Below are 22879 nucleotides of genomic sequence, written 5' to 3' on the forward strand. Positions count from 1 at the left end.
AGGAAAGCCACCTTGATCCTTCCTTCTCAGGACCGCTCTTCATGCCCCAGCAACCGACCCTTCTGACCCGCACCTTGCGCCAACTGTTACTGGGCGCCAGCCTCAGTTTCACGGCATTGCCGTATGTGATGGCGGCCGACACCAAGCCGTATCACATCGCCCCCAGCTCGCTGGAAGCGGCACTCAACCAGTTTGGCCGCGAAGCCGGCGTGTTGATTTCGTTTGGCTCCGAGGTCACGGCGGGCATGCAGAGCCGGGGCTTGTCCGGCAACTACGGCGCCGCCGAAGGCTTGCAGAAACTGCTGGAAGGCACCGGCCTGCAAGCCCGCGCCGAAGGTGACAACGCCTTCAGCCTGCAACCGACGGGTGCACCGGCGAGCGTGGAGCTGGCAACCTCCAGCGTGGTGGGCGACTGGCTCGGCGACGCGGCGCAAACCAACGTGTTCGAGCACCCCGGTGCGCGTGACGTGATCCGTCGCGAGGAATTCGAACGCCAGGGCGCCACCCAGGCCCGCGACGTGCTTAACCGCATCCCCGGGGTCAACGCGCCGGAAAACAACGGCACCGGCAGCCACGACATGGCGCTGAACTTCGGCATTCGCGGCCTCAACCCGCGCCTGGCGTCGCGCTCCACGGTGCTGATGGACGGCATCCCCGTGCCGTTCGCGCCGTATGGTCAGCCGCAACTGTCCTTCGCGCCGATCAGCATGGGCAACATGGACGCGGTGGACGTGGTACGCGGTGGCGGCGCCGTGCGCTATGGCCCGCAGAACGTCGGCGGCGTGGTCAACTTCGTGACCCGGGCGATTCCGGACGCACCCACCGTCAAAGGCGGCTTGCAGACCGAAACCAGCCCGTCGTCCAGCCATGACGGCTTCAAGACCACCGGCAACCTGCTGGCCGGCGGCACCGCCGAGAATGGCCTGGGCGGTGCAATTTTGTACTCCGGCACCCGTGGCGGCGACTGGCGCGAAAACAGCAATACACACATCGACGACCTGATCCTCAAGGGTAAATACCAGCTCGACGACGCCAACAGCTTCAACGCCATGGCGCAGTACTACGAAGGCCAGGCCGATATGCCGGGCGGTTTGAACGTCAAGGACTACAAGGCCAACCCGTATCAGTCCACCCGCCCCTACGACAAATTCTGGGGCCGCCGCACGATGTTCAACGTCGGCTACCGCTACGAGCAGGACCGCCGCGAATTCACCGTCAACAGCTTCTTCACCAAAACCCTGCGCAGCGGTTACCTGGATCAGGGCAACTTCCTCTCGCTGTCCCCTCGCGAATATTGGGTACGCGGCCTGGAAACCCGTTTCGCCCAGGGCTTCGACCTCGGCCCAACCAGCCATGAAGTCGGCGTGGGCTATCGCTACATCAACGAAGCCGGCCACGAACTGCGCTACCGCACGCCGATCAGCGCCAACCAGCAGATCCCCAGCACCGACAGCCGCAACGACCGTGATACCCGTGGCGGCACTGAAGCCAACGCGTTCTTCGTGGATGACCGGATCGATATCGGCAAGTGGACCATCACGCCGGGCATCCGCTACGAGATGATCGAGTCCCAACAGACCAATAACCTGACCAACGTCAAATACAAAGGCGACTACAACACCGCACTGCCGGCGCTCAACGTGCTCTACCACCTCTCCGACAGTTGGAACCTGTATGCCAATACCGAAGGCTCGTTCGGCAGCGTGCAGTACAGCCAGATGCCAAACCGTGTGACCAGCGGCGAAGTCAAACCGGAAAAAGCCCGCACCTGGGAGCTGGGCACCCGCTATGACGACGGCACCTTGCGTGCGGAGATCGGCGCGTTCCTGATCAACTTCGACAACCAGTATGAAAGCAACCAGACCGACGACTCGGTGATCGCCCGTGGCGAAACCCGCCACCAGGGTATCGAGACCAGCATCAACTACGCCCTCGACGGCCTGAGCCCGGCGCTGGCAGGTTTTGATGTGTACGCCACCTACGCCTATGTGGACGCAACCATTCGCGAAGACGGCCCGAACAAAGGCAACCGCGTGCCCTTCTCGTCCAAGCATAAAGGCACCCTCGGCGTGGGTTACACCGAGGGTCGCTGGAAACTCAACCTGGACAGCAGCTACCAAAGCAGCCAGTTCGCCGATAACGCCAACACCGTGCAAGAAACCGCGAACGGTGCCAACGGACGCATCCCGGGCTACATGCTGTTCAGCAGCCGCGCCGCGTACGATTTCGGCCCACAGCTGTCGGACCTGAATGTTGCCGTCGGGGTGAAAAACATCTTCAATACGCAGTACTTCACCCGTTCATTCAACGACAACAACAGTGGCAAATACGTCGGTGAACCCCGCACGGTGTACGTGCAAACCTCCCTCGCGTTCTGATCAACTGCCCGCCAGGCACGAAGGCGTGCCGGCCACCAACGCGTCGATGGCACAACGCGTCTTGGCCGGCATATGTGCCGCCGTGGGCCAGATCACATGGATCGGCGCGGGCTGCTCGCGGAACTCGGGCAATACCGCCAGCAATTGCCCGCGCAGCACATAGTGCGCAATCAACCAACTCGGCAACCAGGCCAGGCCCACGCCCGCAATTGCGGCATCGGCCACGGCCTGGAGGTCGTCCATCAGCAACGGCGAGGTCACGCGGGAACGGTGCGGGGTATTGCTGCGGTAGGCAATGCCGCGATGGCCGGCGAGGTCCTCGATGGATTCAATCGGCCCCGTGCGCTGCACGTACGCCGGTGAAGCCGCCAGCCCCACGGACTGCTCGCCCAGGCGCCGTGCACTGAGCCGATCAGTGTCGGGCAGCGGGCCGATCCGCACGGCAATATCAAAGCCCTCCTGTGCCAGGTCCACCAGCCGATCGGCGAAGCTGATCTCGATTTCCAGCCCCGGATAGCGCTCCATCAACCCCCACAACGCCGGCGCCGCGTAGTGGTGGCCGAAGGCCAATGGCAGGCTGGCGCGCAAGCGGCCGCGTGGCTGTTGGCGCCCGCTTTCCAGCACCGACTCGGCGGCTTCCAGTTCCGCCAGCGCCCGCAAGCAATGCTCGTAGTAGGCCTGGCCGTCCTCGGTCAACCGCTGGCGCCGGGTAGAACGCTGCAGCAGGCAGGTGCCCAAACGTGCCTCCAGGCGCGCCAGCCCCTTGCCGACGGCGGAGCGCGTGAGGTTCAGCCGCTCGGCGGCCTCGGTCAGGCTGCCGCTTTCGACGATGTGCAAAAACAGCTCAACGCCATCAAAACGCGGAGTGGTCATGGGGCGATTGTCGCTCTTTATTCCCGGATAAGCGGAAAACTTATCACGAATCAAGAACCAGATTCCCCTGAGAATAAACCGATCCCCCCATTCACAGGAGATTCCCCATGCCACCCGCCGCCACCTTATCGGCCGCCAGCCCCGCTCGCACCGCCAGAGATGCTATGGCCCTCACCGCCGTCTGCCTCGTGGCCCTGATGTTCGGCCTGGAAATCTCCAGCGTGCCGGTGATCCTGCCCACACTGGAACAGCAACTGGGCACGGGGTTCCAGGATGCGCAATGGATCATGAACGCCTACACCCTGGCCTGCACCAGCGTGTTAATGGCCGCAGGTACACTGGCCGACCGCTTTGGTCGCCGGCGCGTGCTGGTGGTGTGCTTGTGGCTGTTTGGCTTGGCCTCGCTGGCCTGTGGCCTGGCAAACGATGCCTCCTGGCTGATTGCGGCACGCTTCGTTCAGGGCGTGGGCGCCGGGGCGATGATGATCTGCCAGTTCGCGATTCTTTCGCACCAGTTCCGCGAACCGGCGGCGCGTGCACGAGCCTTCGCGATTTGGGGCGTGATCGCAGGCGTGGGCCTGGGCTTCGGGCCGATGGTGGGCGCGCTGATTCTGGCCGTCGCCGACTGGCGCTGGGTGTTCCTCGTGCACGTGCCGCTCACGCTGATCACCCTGGTATTACTGCGCCTGAGCGTGCAGGAATCCCGCGATCCGGCCAGCCATCGCCTCGACATCGCCGGCATGCTCACCCTCACGCTGTCGGTGTTTGCGTTGGTGTACTTCATCACCCAAGGCAGCGAAAACGGTTTTGGCACACTGGCCATGCTCGGCTGGGCAGGCGTGTCGCTGGCTGCCATGCTGCTGTTTATCCTGATTGAGCGGCGCAGCGCCCACCCGATGTTCGATTTTTCGGTGTTCCGCATCCCGCGCTTCAACGGCGCGCTGATGGGCTCGATCGGCATGAACTTCAGCTTCTGGCCGTTCATGATTTACCTGCCGCTGTATTTCCAGGCGGGCCTGGGCTACGACACACTGACCACCGGCGGCGCCCTGCTCGCCTATACCTTGCCCACCTTGCTGGTGCCGCCGCTGGCCGAACGCCTGGCCCTGCGCTATGGCGCCGAGCGCATTATCCCGGTGGGCCTGGGCCTGATGGGTACGGGGTTCATGGCCATGGCGGCAGCCAATAGCGTTGAGCAACCGAGCATCGTCTTTGTGCTCTTCAGCTGTGTGATCGCTGGCGTGGGCCTGGCACTGACCAACTCACCCACCACCAACACCACCACCGGCTCGGTTTCGGCCGACCGCGCCGGCATGGCCTCCGGCATCGACTTCAGTGCGCGGTTGATCACCCTGGCACTGAATATTGCGCTGATGGGCCTGGTGCTGTTGCTGGGGATCAGCCATCACCTCGCCAGTCTGCTACCCGCCACCACAGCCCTGGACTGGCCGGCGATCAGCCAACACCTTGCGGCAGGCAAGCTGGACGCACCGGGCTTGACCCCCACACAGGCCCAGGCGACTCTGCGCCACGGCGCCGGTTGGGCGATGCTGTTTGCGGGTGTGGGCGCTGGCGGGTTGGCGATATTGAGCGGGTATTTCTTCAGGCAGCGCCGCTGAACGAAAACGGGCCTGCAGATGCAGGCCCGTTTTGAGTGGGGTTTGAAAAACTGTCAGCTATTAAGTGCAGCGTTTTCGTTTTCCAGGAATTCCTCTTCCAGCGCGTCATCATTCACTTTGTTGGCCGGCACATTTTTCGCAGCAGCGCGGGGCTTGCCTTGCAGTCTGCCGAACAGATGTTCCAACGCGTGATCCAGCTTGGTCGCGGCGCCGTCGATCGCCTGCTCCAGGGTATCGGCCTTGTGCAGCACCGAAACCGGTTGATGGCCTTTTGGCCGCGCTTCCAGACGGCAACTTAAATCGTGGGGACCGGGCTTGTCGCCGTTCTCATCCCGCAGGTAGACCTCCACACGGGTCAGGTCCTCTTCATAACGTTCGAGCGTGCTTTCAATGGTATTACGTACCCACTCCTCCAGTCGGATGCTGCTTTCAATATGGTTATCGCTATTGACTTGGATTTGCATAGTTCTTCCCTTATTTCAGCTAGCTCGCGAGAGGTCACAACTGCAACACCGGTGTGGTGAAACCATGACCTCTTGATTACACAATTGAGCACTCGGAAGAACAATTCAACCCCTTTGCAAAGATAAATCCCACATTACAAATTAACCCTGACGACAAGCAAAAACGCTGTTAGGGTGGGGAGTTAGTTACATCTTCTTACGTCCCACAATCCTTACAATTGCCCCTCCCCCAACGGGTGCAAGCCGCGAAAAATCCCCGCTTCCTCTACCAGCCAGTCATGCACCACACGCACGCCCGGATGGCTCAGAGCGCCCGGCGCATACAGCAGCACATAGCGTTTGTGGTTGGGTACGGCCAGGCCGAATGGCACGATCAAGGTGCCGCGCTCCAGCTCATCGTTGAGCAAGGTCCGCCGTGCGATGGCCACGCCCATGCCGGCAATGGCGGCTTCGATGGTCAGGTGATTACGGTTGAAGGTGTGGCCGCGCCGCACATCGGCATCGTGGTAGCCGATGGCATTCAGGTAAAACTCCCACTCGGCATACTCATAACTCCCACGCCAGGCGGTGATGTCGTGCAGCAACGGGAAATGCACCAGGTCGGCCGGGCCATGCAACGGCGGCCGACCGCGCAGCAGGCTGGGGGCACACACCGGGAAAATCTGTTCGTCGAGCAAGGCTGTGGATAACAGGCCGGGGTAGCTGCCGTCATTCAAGTCGATGGCCAGGTCAAAGTCCCCCTCGTGCAGCGCGATGCTGCTGTCTTCGGCGACCATGCGCAGCTGGATATCCGGGAAACGTTGCTGCAAACGCGGCAATCGCGGGGTCAGCCATTTGCCCAGAAACGACGGAATCGAGCGCAAACGCAGGGTGCCGCTGATCATTCCCGCGTCCAACCGCTGCAATTCGGCATCGATGCTGCCGTAAGCCTCCCCGACCGTGGTCGCCAGCCGTTGCCCCTCCGCACTCAGCTCCACGCCCCGTGCGCGTCGATGGAACAGCCGAAAGCCCAAACGCTCCTCCAACTGGCGAATCTGTTGGCTCACCGCCCCGGGTGTGATGTGCAGTTCTTCGGCGCAGCGGGTGAACGACAAATGCCGCGCAGCACAGGAAAAAACGTGCAGCCAGACATACGTCTGGCCATGGAGGGGCCGGGTCATAGGGTTTAGTCCTGCTAAAGGGTGTCTTAGGATAATTCGTTGGTCAGTGCCGTTCCAGAGGCTCAGTATCGCGCCAATTCCGCTTGTCCTACAAAACATGGCAGCGATTTTTACTCCATTGCTTGTAAGGCTTTAGCATGGCTATCAGTGTTTTCGATCTATTCAAGGTGGGCATCGGCCCCTCCAGCTCCCATACCGTCGGCCCTATGCGGGCGGCGGCAACCTTGCCCAGGCCCTGGCCGACCACCAATTGCTCAGCCAAACCCGACGTGTCGAAGTGCGTCTGTACGGTTCGCTGTCCGCCACCGGCATCGGCCACGCCACCGACCGCGCCTGCGTGATGGGCCTGATGGGCGAGTGGCCGGACACGGTCGACCCCACCTCGATCAACGCACGCATCCAACAACTGCGCGAATCCGGCCGACTGCTGCTCGCAGGCACCCAGGAAATTGCCTTCAACTGGCACACCGACCTCCTGCTGCTGGACGAAAGCCTGCCCTACCATCCCAATGCCATGTCCCTGCACGCCTATGGCGAAAACGGCCTGCTGAGCGAGCAGACGTATTACTCGGTGGGCGGCGGTTTCATCATCGAAGCAGCGGAAGCGGCCTCCGGCATCGCGCCGACCAGCGATGTTGAATTGCCCTACGACTTTTCCAGCGCAGCCGAGCTGCTGGCCTTGTGCAACAAGCACGGTCTGCGGGTTTCCGAACTGATGATGGCCAACGAACGCGCATGGCGCAGCGATGAAGACATCCGCAGCGGCCTTTTGCATATCTGGTCAGTGATGCGCGAATGCGTGGAGCAAGGCTTGCGCGATGAAGGCATCTTGCCCGGTGGCCTGGATGTGCCGCGCCGCGCCGCGAAATTGCACCGCAGCCTGCTGGAAATCGGCAAACCGAACGTGATCACCTCAACCTTGTCGGCCATGGAGTGGGTCAACCTGTTCGCCCTCGCCGTCAACGAAGAAAACGCCGCCGGCGGGCGCATGGTCACGGCGCCGACCAATGGCGCGGCGGGGATCATCCCGGCGGTGCTGCATTACTACATGAAGTTCAATGCCGACGCGTCAGACGATGATGTCGTCAATTTCTTCCTGGCCGCCGCCGCCGTCGGCATTCTCTGCAAGAAAAACGCCTCGATCTCCGGCGCCGAAGTCGGCTGCCAGGGCGAAGTCGGCTCAGCCTGCGCCATGGCCGCCGCCGGCCTGGCCGATATCCTCGGCGCCACCCCGGAACAGCTGGAAAACGCCGCCGAAATCGGCCTGGAACACAACCTCGGCCTGACCTGCGACCCGGTCGGCGGCCTGGTGCAGGTGCCCTGTATCGAGCGCAACGCCATCGCCGCCGTCAAGGCAATCAACGCCACGCAAATGGCCCTGCGCGGTGATGGCAAACACTTTATTTCACTCGACCGGGTGATCCGCACCATGCGCGATACCGGCGCCGATATGCATGACAAATACAAAGAAACTTCACGGGGCGGCCTGGCGGTCAGCTGGGTGGAGTGCTGATCGGAGCACTGCTGCCCGCCCCAACGTGAGCCCGCGCAAAAATAATAACGAGGCAATACCGATGACTGATGTACGTACACCTGCTGCCGAAAATCCTGCTGTAGCAACAACCGAAACAACCGGCTGGACCCAACACGACACCACCTGGATGCTCGGCCTCTACGGCACCGCCATCGGCGCCGGCACTCTGTTCCTGCCGATCAATGCCGGGGTCGGTGGCTTCTGGCCGCTGATCGTGCTGGCATTGCTGGCCTTCCCGATGACCTTCTTCGCCCACCGTGGGCTGACGCGCTTTGTGCTGTCGGGCAAATCCGGCGACATTACCGAAGTGGTCGAAGAGCATTTTGGCGTCGGCGCAGGCAAGCTGATCACCCTGCTGTATTTCTTTGCGATCTTCCCGATCCTGCTGGTGTACAGCGTGGCGCTGACCAACACCCTGGGCAGCTTTATGGAACACCAACTGCACATGACGCCGCCGCCCCGGGCAATCCTGTCACTGGTGCTGATCCTCGGCCTGATGGCCATTGTGCATTGCGGCCAGGGCGTGATCGTCAAGGCCATGAGCGTGCTGGTGTACCCGTTCGTCGCCGCCCTGCTGTTGCTGGCCGTGAGCTTGATCCCCAACTGGAACGGCGCGTTTTTCGCCTCCGCCGGCGAGGGCATGCCGCTGCCACTGTTCTTCAAGACCCTGTGGCTGGCGATCCCGGTGATGGTGTTTTCGTTCAACCACTCGCCGATCATTTCCGCCTTCGCGGTTGACCAGAAACGCGTGTACGGCGCTCAGGCCGAGCGCAAAAGCAGCGGCATCCTCGCCACCGCCCACGGCATGATGGTGCTGACGGTGATGTTCTTCTGCTTCAGTTGCGTACTGGCACTGTCGCCGGCGGACCTGGCAGCGGCCAAGGCCCAGAACATTTCGATCCTGTCGTACCTGGCCAACCACTTCCAGACCCCGGTGATCGCCTACGCCGCACCGCTGATCGCACTGGTGGCGATTACCAAATCCTTCCTCGGCCATTACATCGGCGCGAGCGAGGGCTTCCAGGGCCTGATCGTCAAATCCCTGCGCGGGCGCAATCGCTCGATGTCGTCCAAAGGGCTGGAACGCTGCACCGCGCTGTTCATGGTGCTCACCTGCTGGGCCGTGGCCACCTTCAACCCGAGCATCCTGGGGATGATCGAGACCCTGGGCGGCCCGATTATCGCGTGCCTGCTGTTCCTGATGCCGATGTACGCGATCCGCCGCGTGCCATCGCTGCGCCAGTATTCGGGCCAGGTGTCGAACGTGTTTGTGGTGGTGATCGGCTTGATTGCGCTGTCTGCGATCGTTTTCTCGGTATTGCCCTGAAATAGCTCACCGCCCCAAGCACACCCTGGAACAAATGTGGGAGGGGCTTGCCCCGATAGCGGTGTATCAGCTGAACGTTCATTGGCTGACACACCGCTATCGGGGGCAAGCCCCTCCCACATTGGATGATCACTGCCAGATGGATGGCTGTACGGCACGACCCTTGCTGTACAGCCCATGAGGCAAACGGAGCTTGTAAACCCTCAGCGACGGAGTGGCCGGTGGTCAGGCAATGCGAACTAATCCAGACACCGGTCGTCAATGACTGCATGTTCTTATCAGGCGGTAACGCACCATGGACAATCCTTTTCAGATCATCACCGACACCTTCACCCCAAAATACCGCGTCAACCTGAGCATTCAACGGCTCGACGGCAGCATCATGCTCACCCTCTCGGATGAGACGGGCGTAGTGGCCAAACGCATGATCAGCGCCGAGCAACGCAACGACCCGCAACGGCTTAAAAGGCTGGTGCAAAGCATTCAATTCGGCATTGCCATCGAGCAGGGCCACAGCGCCATGGAAATCCTCGCGGTGATGACCGACGGCGACAGCCACAAAATATTGCAGCGCCCGCCGGCCCCTACCCTGCCCTTCAGCGTCGGGCTTTAAAGCTCGCCCTTCTCGGTTTCCAGGCTCGCCTCGCCCTTGCGACGCGGGCCTTCGACCTTCACCGAGGGGAAAGCCGACGACGCATACCGCACCACCAGAATCGCGAACGCCAACAGCAGAATCCCACCACACAGGTAGATGATTCCCACATCTGGCGGGTTGTGGTGCGACACGTTGGAAATCAGCAGACGCGTCAGCGCCGTGATCGCCACGTAGATCAGGAAGCGCACTGGCATGTGGTTGGTCTTGAAATAAATCCCGACCATGGCGCCCAATTCCAGGTAGATGAACAGCAGCAAGATGTCATCGATCTTGATATGCCCGTTCTCCAGCATCCCCAGAAATTCCATGACCGCCGCCCACGCGGTCACCGCACCAATGGCGAACAGCGCCAGGTAGTGAAACGACTCGACAAACAGGTTACCCAGCGACTCGGCCAGCCCATGGACATTCTGGCGCAGCCTTTCGGCCCAGTTGATTTTCACGATGATGTTTCCTTAGGTCGACTCGACCGGATAATGCGGGTTGGACGTGACGGTTGTTCTGCATGCAGAAAAAAGGCCAGAGGCTGGGAAGTGAGATGGTGGCCGCGTGATATGAGGCACAGATTCTTCCCGTCGCCTGCTTAACCTGGCACCTGGATTGATCTGGGGGAATTGGGGCTGCTGCGCAGCCCAACGCGAGCAAGCTCGCTCGCCACGCTCTTCATGGATATGAAGCCGGTGTGTAATTTGGTGTAGCAAACCCCTATTTCCCGGCTACATTAAAAAACTGCTACCCAAACCCCACGGTTTGGCTTACTCTTTTTGCTGTATATAAATACAGTAGTCGCAAAAGACAACTATCGTGAAGGCATGTGAGGTGGTGAATGGCCGTCGAAGTGGTATACCGCAGCAGCCGAGATCTGGAGCGTTTGTTCATGGATAAAGCCGAAGCTGACCGTCATGACAAGATGCTTGAACTCGCTGAGTTGCTGGCAGAAGTGTTGCAAAAAGCCGTGCCGTCCCTGAGCGAGCAGCAGGTGGAGGAAGCCGGGATTTACATGGCGAAGAATCGCGATGTATTTGCCAAGGCGTTCAAGAGCCAGCCGGACGCGTTGTCCGAGTTGCTGAATGCACCCGCGGAATAAAGCCCGAATTGAACAGGCCCTGAATCATTGATTCAGGGCCTTTTTAATAGCGGGTCTATTTGTAGAGCAGGCGCTCGGCCAGTTCATCCGCAACCCGTGCGGGGGAGCGTTTTTCGGCTTGGGCGTGGGCGAAGATTTCAGTCAGGCGCGTGCCGATGTTCGACAGGTGCGCGGTGATGGTCGGCAGCTCGGCGCCGCCGTGCTTAAGGGCGACGTAGATCAGGCCACCAGAGTTGATTACGTAGTCCGGTGCATAAAGGATGCCACGCCCTTCGAGTTGGTCGGCCACTTGCAGGTTGGTCAATTGCGCACTGGCGGAACCGGCGACGGCGGCGCAGCGCAGTTGGCCGACGCTCTGGCGATTGAACACTGAGCCGACGCCGCACGGTGCAAGGATGTCGCACGGGGTGCTGAGCAAGGCGTCGTTGGCGATGGGGTGGGCGCCGAGTTGCTCCATGGCCAGTTGCACCTTGCCGTGGTCGATATCGCTCACCAGCAATTCGGCACCGGCCGCGTGCAGTTGTTCGGCCAGGGCATAACCGACGTTGCCCAGGCCCTGAACCGCCACGCGCAAGCCTTCGAGGTTGTCGCTGCCCAGGCGGGCCATGGCAGTGGTGCGGATGCCGGCAAATACCCCCATGGCGGCGTGGGGCGAGGGGTCGCCCGCGGCGGTGGTGCTGGTGACGAAGCGGGTGTGTTGGGCGATGCAGTCCATGTCGGCCACCGAAGTGCCGCTGTCGGTGGCGGTAATGTAGCGCCCGTCCAGTTGCTCGATGCAACGGCCGAACGCTTCAAACAGCGCCGCCCGGTTTTCCACATGGGCGGGGCGCAGGATCACCGCCGTAGCGCCGCCCACCGGCAAGCCGGCCAGCGCCGCCTTGTAGCTCATGCCCTGGGCCAGGCGCGCGGCATCCGCCACGGCACTTTCGTCGTCGGGGTATGAGAGGTAACGACAGCCGCCCAAGGCGGGACCAAGGCGGCCGCTGTGGATGGCTATGACCGCCTTCAACCCCGTCACCGGGTCGATGCTCAGGTGCAGCGATTCAAGGCGGGTGCTGTGCATGAGAGCAAACATCGTCGAGCTCCCGGATCACTGTTTGTAGTCGCCAAGTATAGGCTGGCGGCAGAAAACTGCCGAAGTACGCTGGAATAAGCCGCCCGGTTTTGCTGGCTCTGCGACATAAGCCGATGGGATATCTCTTAAGCCACTGGACGAAAATTCCCAGCAAGGCTAAAACGGGGGCATCCGCCGGAGAATGCAATGAATCCCCGCAAAGCCTTTTTCGCCTGCCTGGAACGTTCCCCCCTGCGCTGTTTGAAGCCGCGCTGTGGATTGCTGCCGAGCATGACCCGGCGGTGCAGCCGTTGCTGATCCTGCAGGAGCTGAGCGTGCTGCAGCAACAGGTCAGCGTGAGCATGCCCATGCTGCCGGCGGATGAACTGGGCCAACCGCTGCTGCGGCGCATGAATGACCTGGGGTTTGCCCAGGATGACTTCACGCCCCTGCGCCCCGCCGCTGCCCTGCTGGACAAGGTCTTGCAACGCAAACGCGGGCAACCCCTGGCCATGGGCCTGATTGCCATGGAACTGGCGCGCCGCCTGGATATCCCCATGGTCGGCGTCAACTTCCCCGGCCACTTCCTGTTGCGGGTACCCGGCGCCGATCATCTGCTGGACCCCTGCGGCGGTCGACGCCTGTACCCCAACGATTGCCGCGAGTTGCTGCAGCGCCAGTACGGCCCCAACCTCACGTTGCAGGCCGACCACCTGCACACCGCCGCGCCGCGTTCGATCCTGCAACGCTTGTCGCGCAACCTGCGCCAGTTGCACCTGGCCAATGACAACCCGTTAGCCGCCCTGGTCGACGCCGAACGCGTGCTGGAACTGGGCAATGCCAGTGCCGCCGATTACCTCGCCCGGGCCAGCCTGTATCAACGCCTCGATTGCCCGAACGCCGAACGCTTCGACCTGGAACACGCCTTGATGCTCAGCGAAGATCCGATCCAGCGCCTGCGCCTGACCGAGCGGCTGGGGCATCTGCCGCCCAATTCAGTAGTGCATTAAAAACCACTACTTTTTTGGCACCTGACTTCTTATTGTGGCCAGCGGGCATGCCCGCTCACACCTAAGCGGCGCAAGCCCGGGGATTCATGGGGTGTCAGGCTGGTTCGCCGGGTGGGCCTGGATAAACGCCGGATGCTGCGCCGCCAGCGCCGCCACCCTTCCGATGCGTGGGTACTCCGCCAATGGCACCTTGAAGCGCTCCGCCGCATACAACTGCGGTATCAGAAACGCGTCCGCCAGGCCCGGCTGCTCGCCAAAGCAAAAGCCCTTGTCGCCAATCAACTGCTCCACAGCCCCCAGCCCCTGGTTGATCCAATGCCCGATCCACTCCAGCAGCTGAGCCTCATCGTGCCCCCACTGGCGCAGCAGGTTCTGGGTGCTGGAGTTGTGCAGCGGGTGAATATCGCAACCGATGATCGAGGCCACCGCACGCTCATGGGCGCGGGTTGCCAAATCCGTGGAACGCAGCGCCACCTGTGGATAACGTTCGTCCAGGTATTCGATGATCGCCGGGGACTGAATCAGCAGCTCGCCCTCCTCGGTACGCAAGGCCGGCACGCGGCCCTGCGGGTTGATCGCCAGATACTCCGGCTGACGATTGGCGCCACCGGCCGGAACCAGCAGGTTCACCGGCACCGCGGTGAAGTCCAACCCCTTGAGTGCCAGGGCAATTCGCACCCGGTATGACGAGGTGGAACGGTAGTAGGTATAGAGTTGCATCGCCCTGCCCTCTCAGCGCGCCGCGACCACGGTGCCACGGCATTCGCCGAAGCCGATGGAGGCAAAGCCTTCGCGGCTGCAACGCGCGCGCAGGATGATTTCGTCGCCGTCTTCGAGGAATTTACGTACCTCGCCGGAAGGCAATTCGACCGGCTTTTTACCGCCTTCAGTCATCTCCAGCAGGCTGCCGAATTGCCCCGGCTGCGGCCCCGACAAAGTGCCCGAGCCAAACAGGTCGCCAGCCTGCAGCTGGCAGCCATTGACGCTGTGGTGCGCCACCAATTGCGCGACAGTCCAGTACATATGCAGGCTGTTGCTCAGGGCCAGGCGATGGGCTGGCAGGTTTTGCTCGCGCATCGACGCGGTGCTCAGCAGCACTTCGAGTTCGATATCCAGCGCGCCGGCCGCCTGATCCCGTGGATCCAGCAGGTACGGTAGCGGTTGCGGGTCGCCAGCGGGGCGCGCCGGCTGGGCTTTACGGAACGGCTCCAGCGCTTCGGCGGTGACCACCCACGGCGAGATCGTGGTGATAAAGCTTTTCGACAAAAACGGCCCGAGCGGCTGGTACTCCCACGCCTGGATATCCCGCGCCGACCAGTCGTTAAGCAGGCAGAAACCGGCGATATGCTCAGCCGCATCGCCAATCGCAATCGAGTCGCCCATGGCATTGCCCTGGCCGATCCAAATGCCCAACTCCAGTTCGTAGTCCAGCCGTGCGCAGGGGCCGAAGCTCGGCTCAGTCTGGCCCGCCGGCAGGGTCTGGCCTTTGGGGCGACGGACCTCGGTGCCCGACGGGCGAATGGTCGAGGCACGACCGTGATAGCCGATCGGCACGTATTTGTAGTTCGGCAGCAAGGGGTTGTCGGGGCGGAACAATTTGCCGACGTTTTGCGCATGCTCGATGCCGACATAGAAGTCGGTGTAGTCGCTGATGCTGGCCGGCAGGTGCATCTGGCACTCGGCGGCGCGGTGCAGCACCTGCGCCTCACGGGTTTGCAGCTTGCTGCCTTCGGCCAGCAGTTCCAGCAGGCGTTCGCGCAAGGCTACACGCGGGCCACGGCCCAGTTCGAAGAACGCGTTCAGTCGGCCGTCGACGGTGGCTTCAACGGCGCGCCGCGCTTCACCGTCAAACTCGTCCAGTGCGGCATGCAGGTCGAGGATCGCCTCGCCAATCGCCACGCCGCTGCGCGGTGCCGAGCCGTTGATGCTGAACACACCCAGCGGCAGGTTCTGCAGCGGGAAGTCGGGGTGACCGTTGGCGGAGGCCACCCAGCTGCGGGTAAGTGTTGGCTGCGTCATGGGTTATCTCCGGTTCGGGTTGAAGGTGGCGGGCAGCGAGGCCCAGCACGCGTCGTAGGTGGGTTGCAATTGCGGGCACTCCAGCGCGAACTGGGTGGGCCGCAGCACTTGGCTGGTCTCGAACATAAAGGCCATGGTGTTATCGATCTTGTGCGGCGCCAGTTCCCCGTTGATGGCTTTGGTGCAGGTCTCGCCGTCCGGGCCGTGGGCACTCATGCAGCTGTGCAGCGACGCGCCGCCGGGCAGGAAGCCTTCGGCCTTGGCGTCGTAGGCGCCCTGGATCAGCCCCATGTATTCGTTCATCAGGTTGCGGTGGAACCACGGCGGCCGGAAGGTGTTCTCGGCCACCATCCAGCGCGGCGGGAAGATCACGAAGTCGAGGTTGGCCAGGCCGTGCACGCTGGTGGGCGAGGTCAGGACGGTGAAGATCGACGGGTCGGGGTGATCGAAGCTCACGGTGCCGATGGTGTTGAAGCGGCGCAGGTCGTATTTGTACGGCACGTTGTTTCCGTGCCAGGCCACCACGTTCAGCGGCGAATGGTCCAATTCGCAGGCCCACAGCTCACCGAGGAATTTCTGTACCAGCGGTGTAGGGCGCTTCAGGTCTTCGTAGTGGGCAACCGGGGTGAGGAAATCACGCGGGTTGGCCAGGCCGTTGCTGCCGATCGGGCCCAGGTCCGGCAGGCGCAGCGGCGCGCCGTGGTTTTCCGCGACATAGCCGCGTGCTTGCGCATCCAGCAGTTCGACACGGAATTTGAGGCCACGCGGCAGCACCACGATTTCCAGCGGTTCGACCTCCAGCACGCCCAATTCGGTGGCGATGCGCAGGCGGCCCTGCTCTGGAACGATCAACAGTTCGCCGTCGGCATTGAAGAACACGCGCTCCATCGAGCGGTTGGCGCGGTAGTTGTAGATGCTGATAGCTGAGGGTTTTTCCGACCCGGAGTTGGCGACCATCCCTACAAGACCATCAATAAAGTCCGTCGGCTCGCTCGGGATATCCAGCGGGTTCCAGCGCAACCGGTTCGGCGTAACTGCGCCCAGTGGCCCACCGGCCAGTTGCCGCGCAAGCTTTTCGAACGCCGGGTGATTGGCCGACGGCTGGATGCGGTACAGCCAGGTGCGACGGGCTTCGCTGCGCGCCATGGTGAAAGCGGTGCCGGAGAACAGCTCGGTGTACAGGCCGTACGGGGCTTTTTGCGGCGAGTTCTGGCCGACGGGCAGCGCGCCAGGCAGGGCTTCGCTGGCAAATTCATTGCCAAAGCCCGACAGGTATTCGAGGTCCATGGATCATCCTCTGTGCGGAAGTTGTTTTTATCGTAATCCAGTTACGCATAACGTAATTTGATCACTATCGACCGTCAAGCTATAAAGACGCCCATTCATCTCTCGGATTCTCGCCCCTCCATGGAAAAGCCCCGCGACACCGGTAAACAGAAAGTCCGCTCGGCTGAAGTGGGCACCGATATCCTCAAGGCCCTGGCCGAACTGTCGCCCGCGACTTCGCTGTCGCGCCTGGCCGAGCATGTGCAGATGCCAGCGAGCAAGGTGCACCGTTATTTGCAGGCGTTGATTGCCTCGGGGTTTGCCGAACAGAACACCGCCACCAACCATTACGGCCTGGGCCGCGAGGCGTTGCGCGTGGGCTTGGCGGCGCTGGGCAGCATGGATGTGCTGAAAGTCGGCGCGATGCCGCTGGCCGAGTTGCGCGACGAATTGAATGAAACCTGCTTTCTGGCGGTGTGGGGCAACCAGGGCGCGACCGTGGTGCAGATCGAGCCGGCGGTGCGCGCTGTTACCGTGGTCACGCAGTTGGGTTCGGTGCTGCCGTTGCTCAGCTCGTCCACCGGGCTGGTGTTCAGTGCGTTCCTGCCATCACGGGAAACCGTCGAACTGCGTGCGCGTGAGATCCAGGCCGGTATCGCCCACGCCCTGGCGGACGACGATGCCTACGCCAGCGCCTGTGAACAGATCCGCCAGCGCGGCCTGCACTTTGTGCATGGCTTGCTGATGCCCGGGGTGGATGCCTTGTCGGCACCGGTGTTCAACGCGGTAGGGCAAGTGGCGGCGGTGATGACGGTGGTGGGGCCCACCTCGCTGTTCCACGCCGACGAAGATGGCCCGGCGGCCCAGCGCCTGCTGGCCGCGACCCGGGCCGTCAGCTGGCGCATGGGCTATCAGCCCTGAGCTAGTCGTGCCACTGGGTCAGGGCCAGCGCTACGCGGTTCTCCAGTGCGCGGATGGGCGCCGCATCGCTCACGTAGTTATTGCTGATCATCGAGAACACCAGGCGCCGCCCCTCGGCGTCGGTGATGTAGCCGCTCAATGACGACACGCCGGCCATCGACCCGGTCTTGCCGTGCAGGTTATTTTCCGCAGCGGTGCCACGCAGGCGATAACGCAGGCTGCCACCGGTCATGCGGTCGGCATTCCCGGCAATCGGCAACGCCGCGTACCAGGCGCCGAACCAGGGTTGTTTGGCCGTCGCCAGCAGCAGGTCGGTCAGGGTCTGCGACGACACCAGGTTGCGTCGCGACAAGCCCGAGCCGTCGACCTGGCTCAATGTCATCGGGTCCATGCGCTGTCGCGTCATGAACGCCGCCACCGCTGCAATCCCCGCCTGCGCAGTGCCGGCATTCGCGGTCTTGCGCCCCATGGCCTTTAGCAACGCTTCGGACATGTTGTTGTTCGAGAGTTTGAGCAACGGGGTGATCAAGTCCTGCAACGGCGCCGATTGATGCTCGGCCAATAGCGTGGCGGTCGCGGGGCTTGCGCCACCCATCACCCGCCGGCCCAGCACCTGAATGCCCTGCTGCGCCAACGCCTGCTCAAACAGGTTGGCCACCAACTGCGTCGGCTCCCACACACTGACCCATTGTCGGCTTTGGCTGCCCGGCGCCAGTGCGCCCGTGAGTTGCAGCAGGTTGGTGCCGTGCTGGCGGGTGATGGCGTAGCTGTTGCCGGGGCCGCTGACGGCGCGATTGCTCAGTTGCACATAGTCGGTCGCCGGGCTGATCGCCACACTTACCGGATGGCCGACCGCCGCTGGCGCCCGGGCAGTGACCAGTAAAGTGCCCGCATCAAAATCGGAATTGGGTGACACGGTCAGCGCCGAAATCTGCGCGCCGTAGTAGGTGCTTTCGTCGTCCTGGGCCCAGTCCACCCCCAACCGTTCGGCGTCGAACCAGCTGTCGTCGAACACCAGATCACCCTGCACCTGCCGCACGCCCTGGCTGGCCAGTTGGGCGGCCAATGCCTGGTAATCGGCAAACTGCGTGGTGGGGTCGCCCAGGCCGCGCAGATACAGGTTGCCACTGAGGCGCTCGCCCTGCCGGGTGCCATTGCTTAACAGTTGGGTAGAAAACCGGTACTGCGGCCCCAGCACATCCATCGCCGCAGCGGTGGTGAGCAGCTTGAGGTTGGAGGCCGGGATCAGCCGCGTGCGCGGGTTGTGCTGATAGAGGGTGGTGCCGCTGCGGGCGTCGCGCACCATCAGCGAGACGGTGGCGCCGTGCAGCGCCGGGTCGGCCAACAGGTGGTCCAGGGTTGACGAGGTGGCAGTCGGCGAAACGCTCGCGCAACCGCCCAGCAAAAAAATCAAGCCGGCCAGCAGCATGCCGGCGTGTAACGGTCTTCCAAAGTGCATCAGCGTTGTGTTCCGTAAAGCCGTCAATGGCGGCAACGCTAACAGCTCCCTCTAATTGTGGCGAGCGGGCTTGCCCGCGTTGGGCTGCGCAGCGGCCCAAAAACCCGCTAACGCTGTCTTCCTGGTACACCAAGGTGCTCGGATTGGGAGTGCTTCGCACTCCAACGCGGGCAAGCCCGCTCGCCACAAGAGCAATGCTCGCCACAGGTTATCGCAGTGATCCTAGAACTCCAGCGTGCTCGACACCGACACCTGCCGTGCGTCGCCCATGGACACAAACAACCGGCTGGCCGCCGAAGTGTAGTAAACGCGGTCGAACATGTTCTTCACGTTGAGCTGGAACTTGACCTTCTGCCCGTCGATTTTGGTGTCGTAGGTGGCGAATGCATCCGCCACGGTGTAGCCCGGCAGGGTGAAGTCGTTGGCGGCATCGCCAGCGCGCTCACCCACATACCGCGCACCGGTGCCCACGCGCAACTGGTCGCCGCCGAAGATGTTGCCGAAGTCGTAGGCCACCGACAGCGAGCCGGTATGCTTGGCCACGTTCTGCAGGCGGTTGCCTTCCAGCGTCGGGTCTTTGTCTTTCACATCCAGGGCATCGGTGTAGGCGTAGCTGCCGATCACACTCCACTGGTCGGTCAACTGGCCGGTGGCATCCAGTTCCAGGCCACGCGAACGCACTTGCCCGGCAATGCTGTAGATGGTGTTCGCACCGGACCCCACCGACACCAGCACATTGCGCTTGTCGATATTGAACAACGCGGCGCTGGCGGTGATGCGCCCAGGGATATCGAGCTTGGCGCCCAGTTCCCAGGATTTGGATTTCTCAGGCGTGAGGTCGCCGGTCAACGTGCTGCCATCGGCCAACGCGGCAATGGTGGAGTTGGGCTTGAACGACTCGGTGTAGCTGCCGTAGAACGACAATTCATCGGTGTAGCGGTACACCAGCCCGGCACGCGGCACCCACGCCTGGCCGTTGCCGTCGGTGTTGGCCTTGAATGGCACGCCTTTGCCCGCGTATTGGTCATACATCTGGTAGCGCGCACCGGCCACGAAGATCCACTGGTCGGTCAGGTGGATGGCGTCCTGGAAGAACAGCGAGTCGCTGCGCAGCAGGTCGGTCTGGGCGCTGTCGGCGGCGCTGACGGTGGTGCCTGCGACTTCGTTGCCATACACCGGGTTCAGGTAATTGAAAGTGCCGCGTGAATTCTGACGAATCAGGTCGGCGCGGTAGATCTTGCGGTATTCGTCATCCAGACCGAACACCAGGTCATGCTGCATGCCCAGCACGTTGACCTTGCCTTCCAGGCTGGCGGTGGTGAAGCGGTCGGTGGTGATCGCGCCCTTGGTGCCGTCCATCTTGCGCGTCAAGGTGCCGTTGCTATTCACCGCGCTGACACGCACCTGGCTGGCGTCGTAGGTTTCGCGGTTCCAGCTGTAGCCGAAATGGGCTTTCCAGTCGTCGTTCAGGTCATGGTCGGCTTCAAAGCGGTACAGGTCGGAACGGCCTTCCATGTTGTTGAATGGCTCGTCCAGGCGTCGGGTCGCCGGGATATCCAACGGGTGGTTGGTCTTGGGGTCGATGGCCGTGCCACGGTCGAACGGCGAGAGAAACTCGCGGTGCTCGTAGGCAAACAACAGCTTGGTGGTATCGCCAAACCAGGCCAGCGACGGTGCCACCAGCGTCTCGCGGTGGGTGCCGAAATTACGCCAGTAGTCTTCGTCTTCGTGGTCGACGATCAAGCGATAGGCCAGGCCCGAATCCCCAATGGGGCCGGTGGTGTCGAGGTTGCCGCCGCTGCCGTTCTTACCATCGCCGAAGGTCGAGCCGCGCACGGTCAGGGAAGTGGCCTGGGTCAGTTGCGGCTTTTTGCTGACGATGTTCACCACGCCGCCCGGGTCCTGAATGCCATACAGCAACGACGACGGGCCCTTGAGCACTTCAACGCGCTCGGCGGTGGAGTTCAGCGCACGGCCCTGAACCAGCGGCATGCCGTCCTGCATGATCGAGCCGTTACGGTTGTCGCCAAAGCCGCGCAGCATCACCGCGTCCTGGGTACTGGCCAAGGTATTGGCCTGGGTGATGCCGCTGATATTGGCCAGGGCGTCATCCAGATTGCGCGGGGTCTGGTCGCGCAGCACCTGGGCCGGCACCACGTTGACGGTCTGCGGGGTTTCCAGCAGCAGGCCGTGGGAACGCATTACCGAACTGGTGGGCGGCGGCTGGTAGCTGGTGCTGTCCTGGGCCTGGCTGGCGCCGCTGATGGTGGTGGCGCCAAGGTTCAGCGCGCCTTCGGTGGGCACGGGCTCCAGGGCCAGGGTGCGGGCGTCGATCTGGCGGAAGGTGAAGCCGGAGTTGCCCAGCAGGCGTTGCAATGCCTGAGTCGCGCTCATTTGCCCGCTGACTGCCGGGGCGCTGAGGCCGTAGGGCGCTTCGTCGGTGTAGATCACGCTGATCCCGGTAACCCGACTGAAATCGCTCAATGCCTGGGGCAGCGGTTTGGCTGCCAGGGCAAAGGTGAACTGGGCGCTTTGCTGCTCCTGCGCCTGCGCGACGCAAAGGGGCAGCAACGCCAGCCCCGACACCACCAATACCGAGGCTCCCAGCCACTGTTTAACCAAACCGCCCGCCATCGACTTCATGCTGTGAGAACCCGTGTAGAAAACGCTGTTAATGCGAATAGATCGCAGTTTCATGCACTACACGGATGGGCTGACGATTTACCTCACCTTTGTTTGCAATTATTTTTTATTTATTGCGCCTGAATGCGAAACCCCATGCGTGGGAAATGCACGTGTACGGTGCCGGCACGTTCGTCGGTACGCCGTAGGATCAGTTCCTCACGCCCGGCAAACAGCAACTCACCGGCCACCGGGTCGGTGCCGTAGTCAGTTGCGCAAATGGTGACGGGCTGGCCGGCCTTGAAGCCGTTCAAATCCTCGAATACCTCCTCCGGCAGCACAGCGGGGGTCGCGTTACGCGCTACGTCCAGCGCTTGCTCGGCACTCATTTGGGTGGCAGTGCCATGGCCGAAACTGAGCACTCGGTCCAGCCAGGCGGCGACGGCCGAATGGGCGTCGACCAATGGTGCCGTCACGGACGAGCCTTTGAGAAACCACAGGGGATGCGCCAGGGCAAAGTCGGCAATCGACGGCGCGCCGAACAGGAAATCCCCCGGCGCGTGCTGCAGTTGCTGCTCGATACGCCCGACAATCGCCGGCCATTGATGCTTGGCCTGATCCAATTGCACGCGGGCCGCGGTGCCACCGCTGAACAGCTTGCTGCGGTCGGCCACCAGCACCTCAATCATCTGCGGCGGTACCTTGGCGAATTTGACGGCCAGGGATTCAGGCTGGAACACCAGCGCCACGGCATGCGAAAACACCACAGAATCGGCCCACGCGGCGAAGCCTTGGGTGACCAGTTCCAAGCCCTGGGGAAACAGCGCCGGTGCGGACTTTTCCTGCTCCAGACGGCGGGCGATCAACGCGGTGTCGCAATAGATATCGGCGCCGACTTGCAGCACCGGCGTCTTGCGATAGCCACCGGTGAGGGCGGTGAGATCAGGCTTGGGCATCACCGGCGAGATATGCACCGAGTTCCAGGACAAGCCCTTGAAGCCCAGCAGCAGGCGGGCTTTTTCAGCGAAGGGGGACTGCGGGTAGTGGTGGAGGATCAACTCAGACATGCCAGGCTCCGCTCGATAGGTGAGCCGCTAGCTTAGCCTGCAACCACGTAAAGGGGAGCGATGGGAACCCATCAGTCAAATCAATGAGCCGCTCGCCGCCAGGCATTCCTTGGCGCTTTTCTTCAGTTTTTTGATCAGGCGCTCCTGGCGCAGCGCCTCGCCTTTGCTCGCGCATTGCTCGGTGTACACCAGCGCCACCGCCGGGCTGGACAGGAAAAACCGCGCGCCCTTGCCGCTCTGGTGAGCGGCAAAACGGCGCACCGGGTCATTGCTGATGCCGCAATACAATGCGCCGTTGGCGGCGCGTACCAGGTAGACGAACCAGGGTTTGGGTTCAGCGGGATTAGTCACGGGCAGATTCAAT

18 protein-coding genes and 2 pseudogenes are annotated in these 22879 nt (G+C 62.4%); 8 read left to right on the forward strand and 12 right to left on the reverse strand.

Going from position 1 to position 22879, the window contains the following annotated elements; all coding sequences use genetic code 11:
• The first annotated feature begins 41 nt into the window (after positions 1–41).
• Positions 42–2378 (forward strand): TonB-dependent receptor family protein, encoded by a 2337-nt coding sequence (locus LRS56_21120; protein WDU61320.1) that lies wholly within the window; start codon positions 42–44, stop codon positions 2376–2378.
• Here the strand turns inward: LRS56_21120 and LRS56_21125 are convergent, their stop codons facing one another.
• Positions 2379–3251 (reverse strand): LysR family transcriptional regulator, encoded by an 873-nt coding sequence (locus LRS56_21125; GenBank protein WDU61321.1) that lies wholly within the window; start codon positions 3249–3251, stop codon positions 2379–2381.
• Between the two features lie 107 nt (positions 3252–3358).
• On the opposite strand from LRS56_21125, the gene LRS56_21130 reads away from it, so the two are divergent.
• A complete protein-coding gene (locus tag LRS56_21130; protein WDU61322.1) occupies positions 3359–4870 on the forward strand; it encodes an MFS transporter in 1512 nt (503 codons plus the stop codon).
• A gap of 53 nt (positions 4871–4923) precedes the next feature.
• Here the strand turns inward: LRS56_21130 and LRS56_21135 are convergent, their stop codons facing one another.
• Positions 4924–5334: an HPF/RaiA family ribosome-associated protein gene (locus LRS56_21135; GenBank protein WDU61323.1), complete on the reverse strand. Its 411-nt coding sequence runs from the start codon at positions 5332–5334 to the stop codon at positions 4924–4926.
• Positions 5335–5546: 212 nt separating this feature from the next.
• Positions 5547–6494 carry a LysR substrate-binding domain-containing protein gene (locus LRS56_21140; protein ID WDU61324.1) on the reverse strand — a complete coding sequence of 316 codons (948 nt, stop codon included), beginning with the start codon at positions 6492–6494 and terminating at the stop codon, positions 5547–5549.
• A gap of 137 nt (positions 6495–6631) precedes the next feature.
• On the opposite strand from LRS56_21140, the pseudogene LRS56_21145 reads away from it, so the two are divergent.
• From LRS56_21145 to LRS56_21155, 3 genes and pseudogenes are all read left to right on the forward strand, one after another.
• Positions 6632–8007, forward strand: a pseudogene (locus LRS56_21145) (L-serine ammonia-lyase).
• Positions 8008–8068: 61 nt separating this feature from the next.
• Positions 8069–9355, forward strand: a complete 1287-nt coding sequence (locus LRS56_21150) for a serine/threonine transporter (protein WDU61325.1) — start codon at positions 8069–8071, stop codon at positions 9353–9355.
• 295 nt (positions 9356–9650) lie between these two features.
• Positions 9651–9968: a DUF3509 domain-containing protein gene (locus LRS56_21155; protein ID WDU61326.1), complete on the forward strand. Its 318-nt coding sequence runs from the start codon at positions 9651–9653 to the stop codon at positions 9966–9968.
• Here LRS56_21155 and LRS56_21160 read toward each other — a convergent pair.
• Complete coding sequence (locus LRS56_21160; GenBank protein ID WDU61327.1) at positions 9965–10453, reverse strand: phosphate-starvation-inducible PsiE family protein; 489 nt, start codon at positions 10451–10453, stop codon at positions 9965–9967. The genes LRS56_21155 and LRS56_21160 overlap by 4 nt on opposite strands.
• Before the next feature lie 383 nt (positions 10454–10836).
• On the opposite strand from LRS56_21160, the gene LRS56_21165 reads away from it, so the two are divergent.
• A complete protein-coding gene (locus LRS56_21165; GenBank protein WDU61328.1) occupies positions 10837–11097 on the forward strand; it encodes a YebG family protein in 261 nt (86 codons plus the stop codon).
• A 55-nt stretch (positions 11098–11152) separates the two neighbouring features.
• Here the strand turns inward: LRS56_21165 and LRS56_21170 are convergent, their stop codons facing one another.
• Positions 11153–12172, reverse strand: a complete 1020-nt coding sequence (locus LRS56_21170) for an amino acid dehydrogenase (GenBank protein ID WDU61329.1) — start codon at positions 12170–12172, stop codon at positions 11153–11155.
• A gap of 186 nt (positions 12173–12358) precedes the next feature.
• Between LRS56_21170 and LRS56_21175 the strand changes: the two are divergent.
• Positions 12359–13161 (forward strand): annotated as a pseudogene (locus LRS56_21175) (hypothetical protein).
• Positions 13162–13245: 84 nt separating this feature from the next.
• Here LRS56_21175 and maiA read toward each other — a convergent pair.
• Genes maiA through hmgA form a run of 3 tightly spaced genes read right to left on the reverse strand, consistent with a single transcriptional unit; the run spans position 13246 to position 16467 of the window.
• The gene (gene maiA / locus LRS56_21180; protein ID WDU61330.1) at positions 13246–13881 is read right to left on the reverse strand and encodes a maleylacetoacetate isomerase; all 636 of its coding nucleotides are present in this window, start codon (positions 13879–13881) and stop codon (positions 13246–13248) included.
• A gap of 12 nt (positions 13882–13893) precedes the next feature.
• Positions 13894–15180: a fumarylacetoacetase gene (fahA, locus tag LRS56_21185; GenBank protein WDU61331.1), complete on the reverse strand. Its 1287-nt coding sequence runs from the start codon at positions 15178–15180 to the stop codon at positions 13894–13896.
• 3 nt (positions 15181–15183) lie between these two features.
• Positions 15184–16467: a homogentisate 1,2-dioxygenase gene (gene hmgA / locus LRS56_21190; protein ID WDU61332.1), complete on the reverse strand. Its 1284-nt coding sequence runs from the start codon at positions 16465–16467 to the stop codon at positions 15184–15186.
• 120 nt (positions 16468–16587) lie between these two features.
• On the opposite strand from hmgA, the gene LRS56_21195 reads away from it, so the two are divergent.
• Positions 16588–17367 carry an IclR family transcriptional regulator gene (locus tag LRS56_21195; GenBank protein WDU61333.1) on the forward strand — a complete coding sequence of 260 codons (780 nt, stop codon included), beginning with the start codon at positions 16588–16590 and terminating at the stop codon, positions 17365–17367.
• A 1-nt stretch (position 17368) separates the two neighbouring features.
• Here LRS56_21195 and dacB read toward each other — a convergent pair whose 3' ends face one another.
• The 4 genes from dacB to LRS56_21215 all read right to left on the reverse strand — a co-directional run bounded on the left by dacB (position 17369) and on the right by LRS56_21215 (position 22866).
• Positions 17369–18826 (reverse strand): D-alanyl-D-alanine carboxypeptidase/D-alanyl-D-alanine-endopeptidase, encoded by a 1458-nt coding sequence (dacB, locus tag LRS56_21200; GenBank protein WDU61334.1) that lies wholly within the window; start codon positions 18824–18826, stop codon positions 17369–17371.
• A 222-nt stretch (positions 18827–19048) separates the two neighbouring features.
• Positions 19049–21469, reverse strand: a complete 2421-nt coding sequence (locus tag LRS56_21205; protein ID WDU61335.1) for a TonB-dependent receptor — start codon at positions 21467–21469, stop codon at positions 19049–19051.
• A 110-nt stretch (positions 21470–21579) separates the two neighbouring features.
• On the reverse strand, positions 21580–22515 hold the full coding sequence (locus LRS56_21210; protein ID WDU61336.1) for a glutathione S-transferase family protein: 936 nt from the start codon (positions 22513–22515) through the stop codon (positions 21580–21582).
• 75 nt (positions 22516–22590) lie between these two features.
• Positions 22591–22866, reverse strand: a complete 276-nt coding sequence (locus LRS56_21215) for a GIY-YIG nuclease family protein (GenBank protein WDU61337.1) — start codon at positions 22864–22866, stop codon at positions 22591–22593.
• Between the last annotated feature and the right edge of the window lie 13 nt (positions 22867–22879).

The sequence above is a fragment of the Pseudomonas poae genome (assembly GCA_028869255.1).
GTDB classification, from domain to species: Bacteria; Pseudomonadota; Gammaproteobacteria; order Pseudomonadales; family Pseudomonadaceae; genus Aquipseudomonas; species Aquipseudomonas poae_C.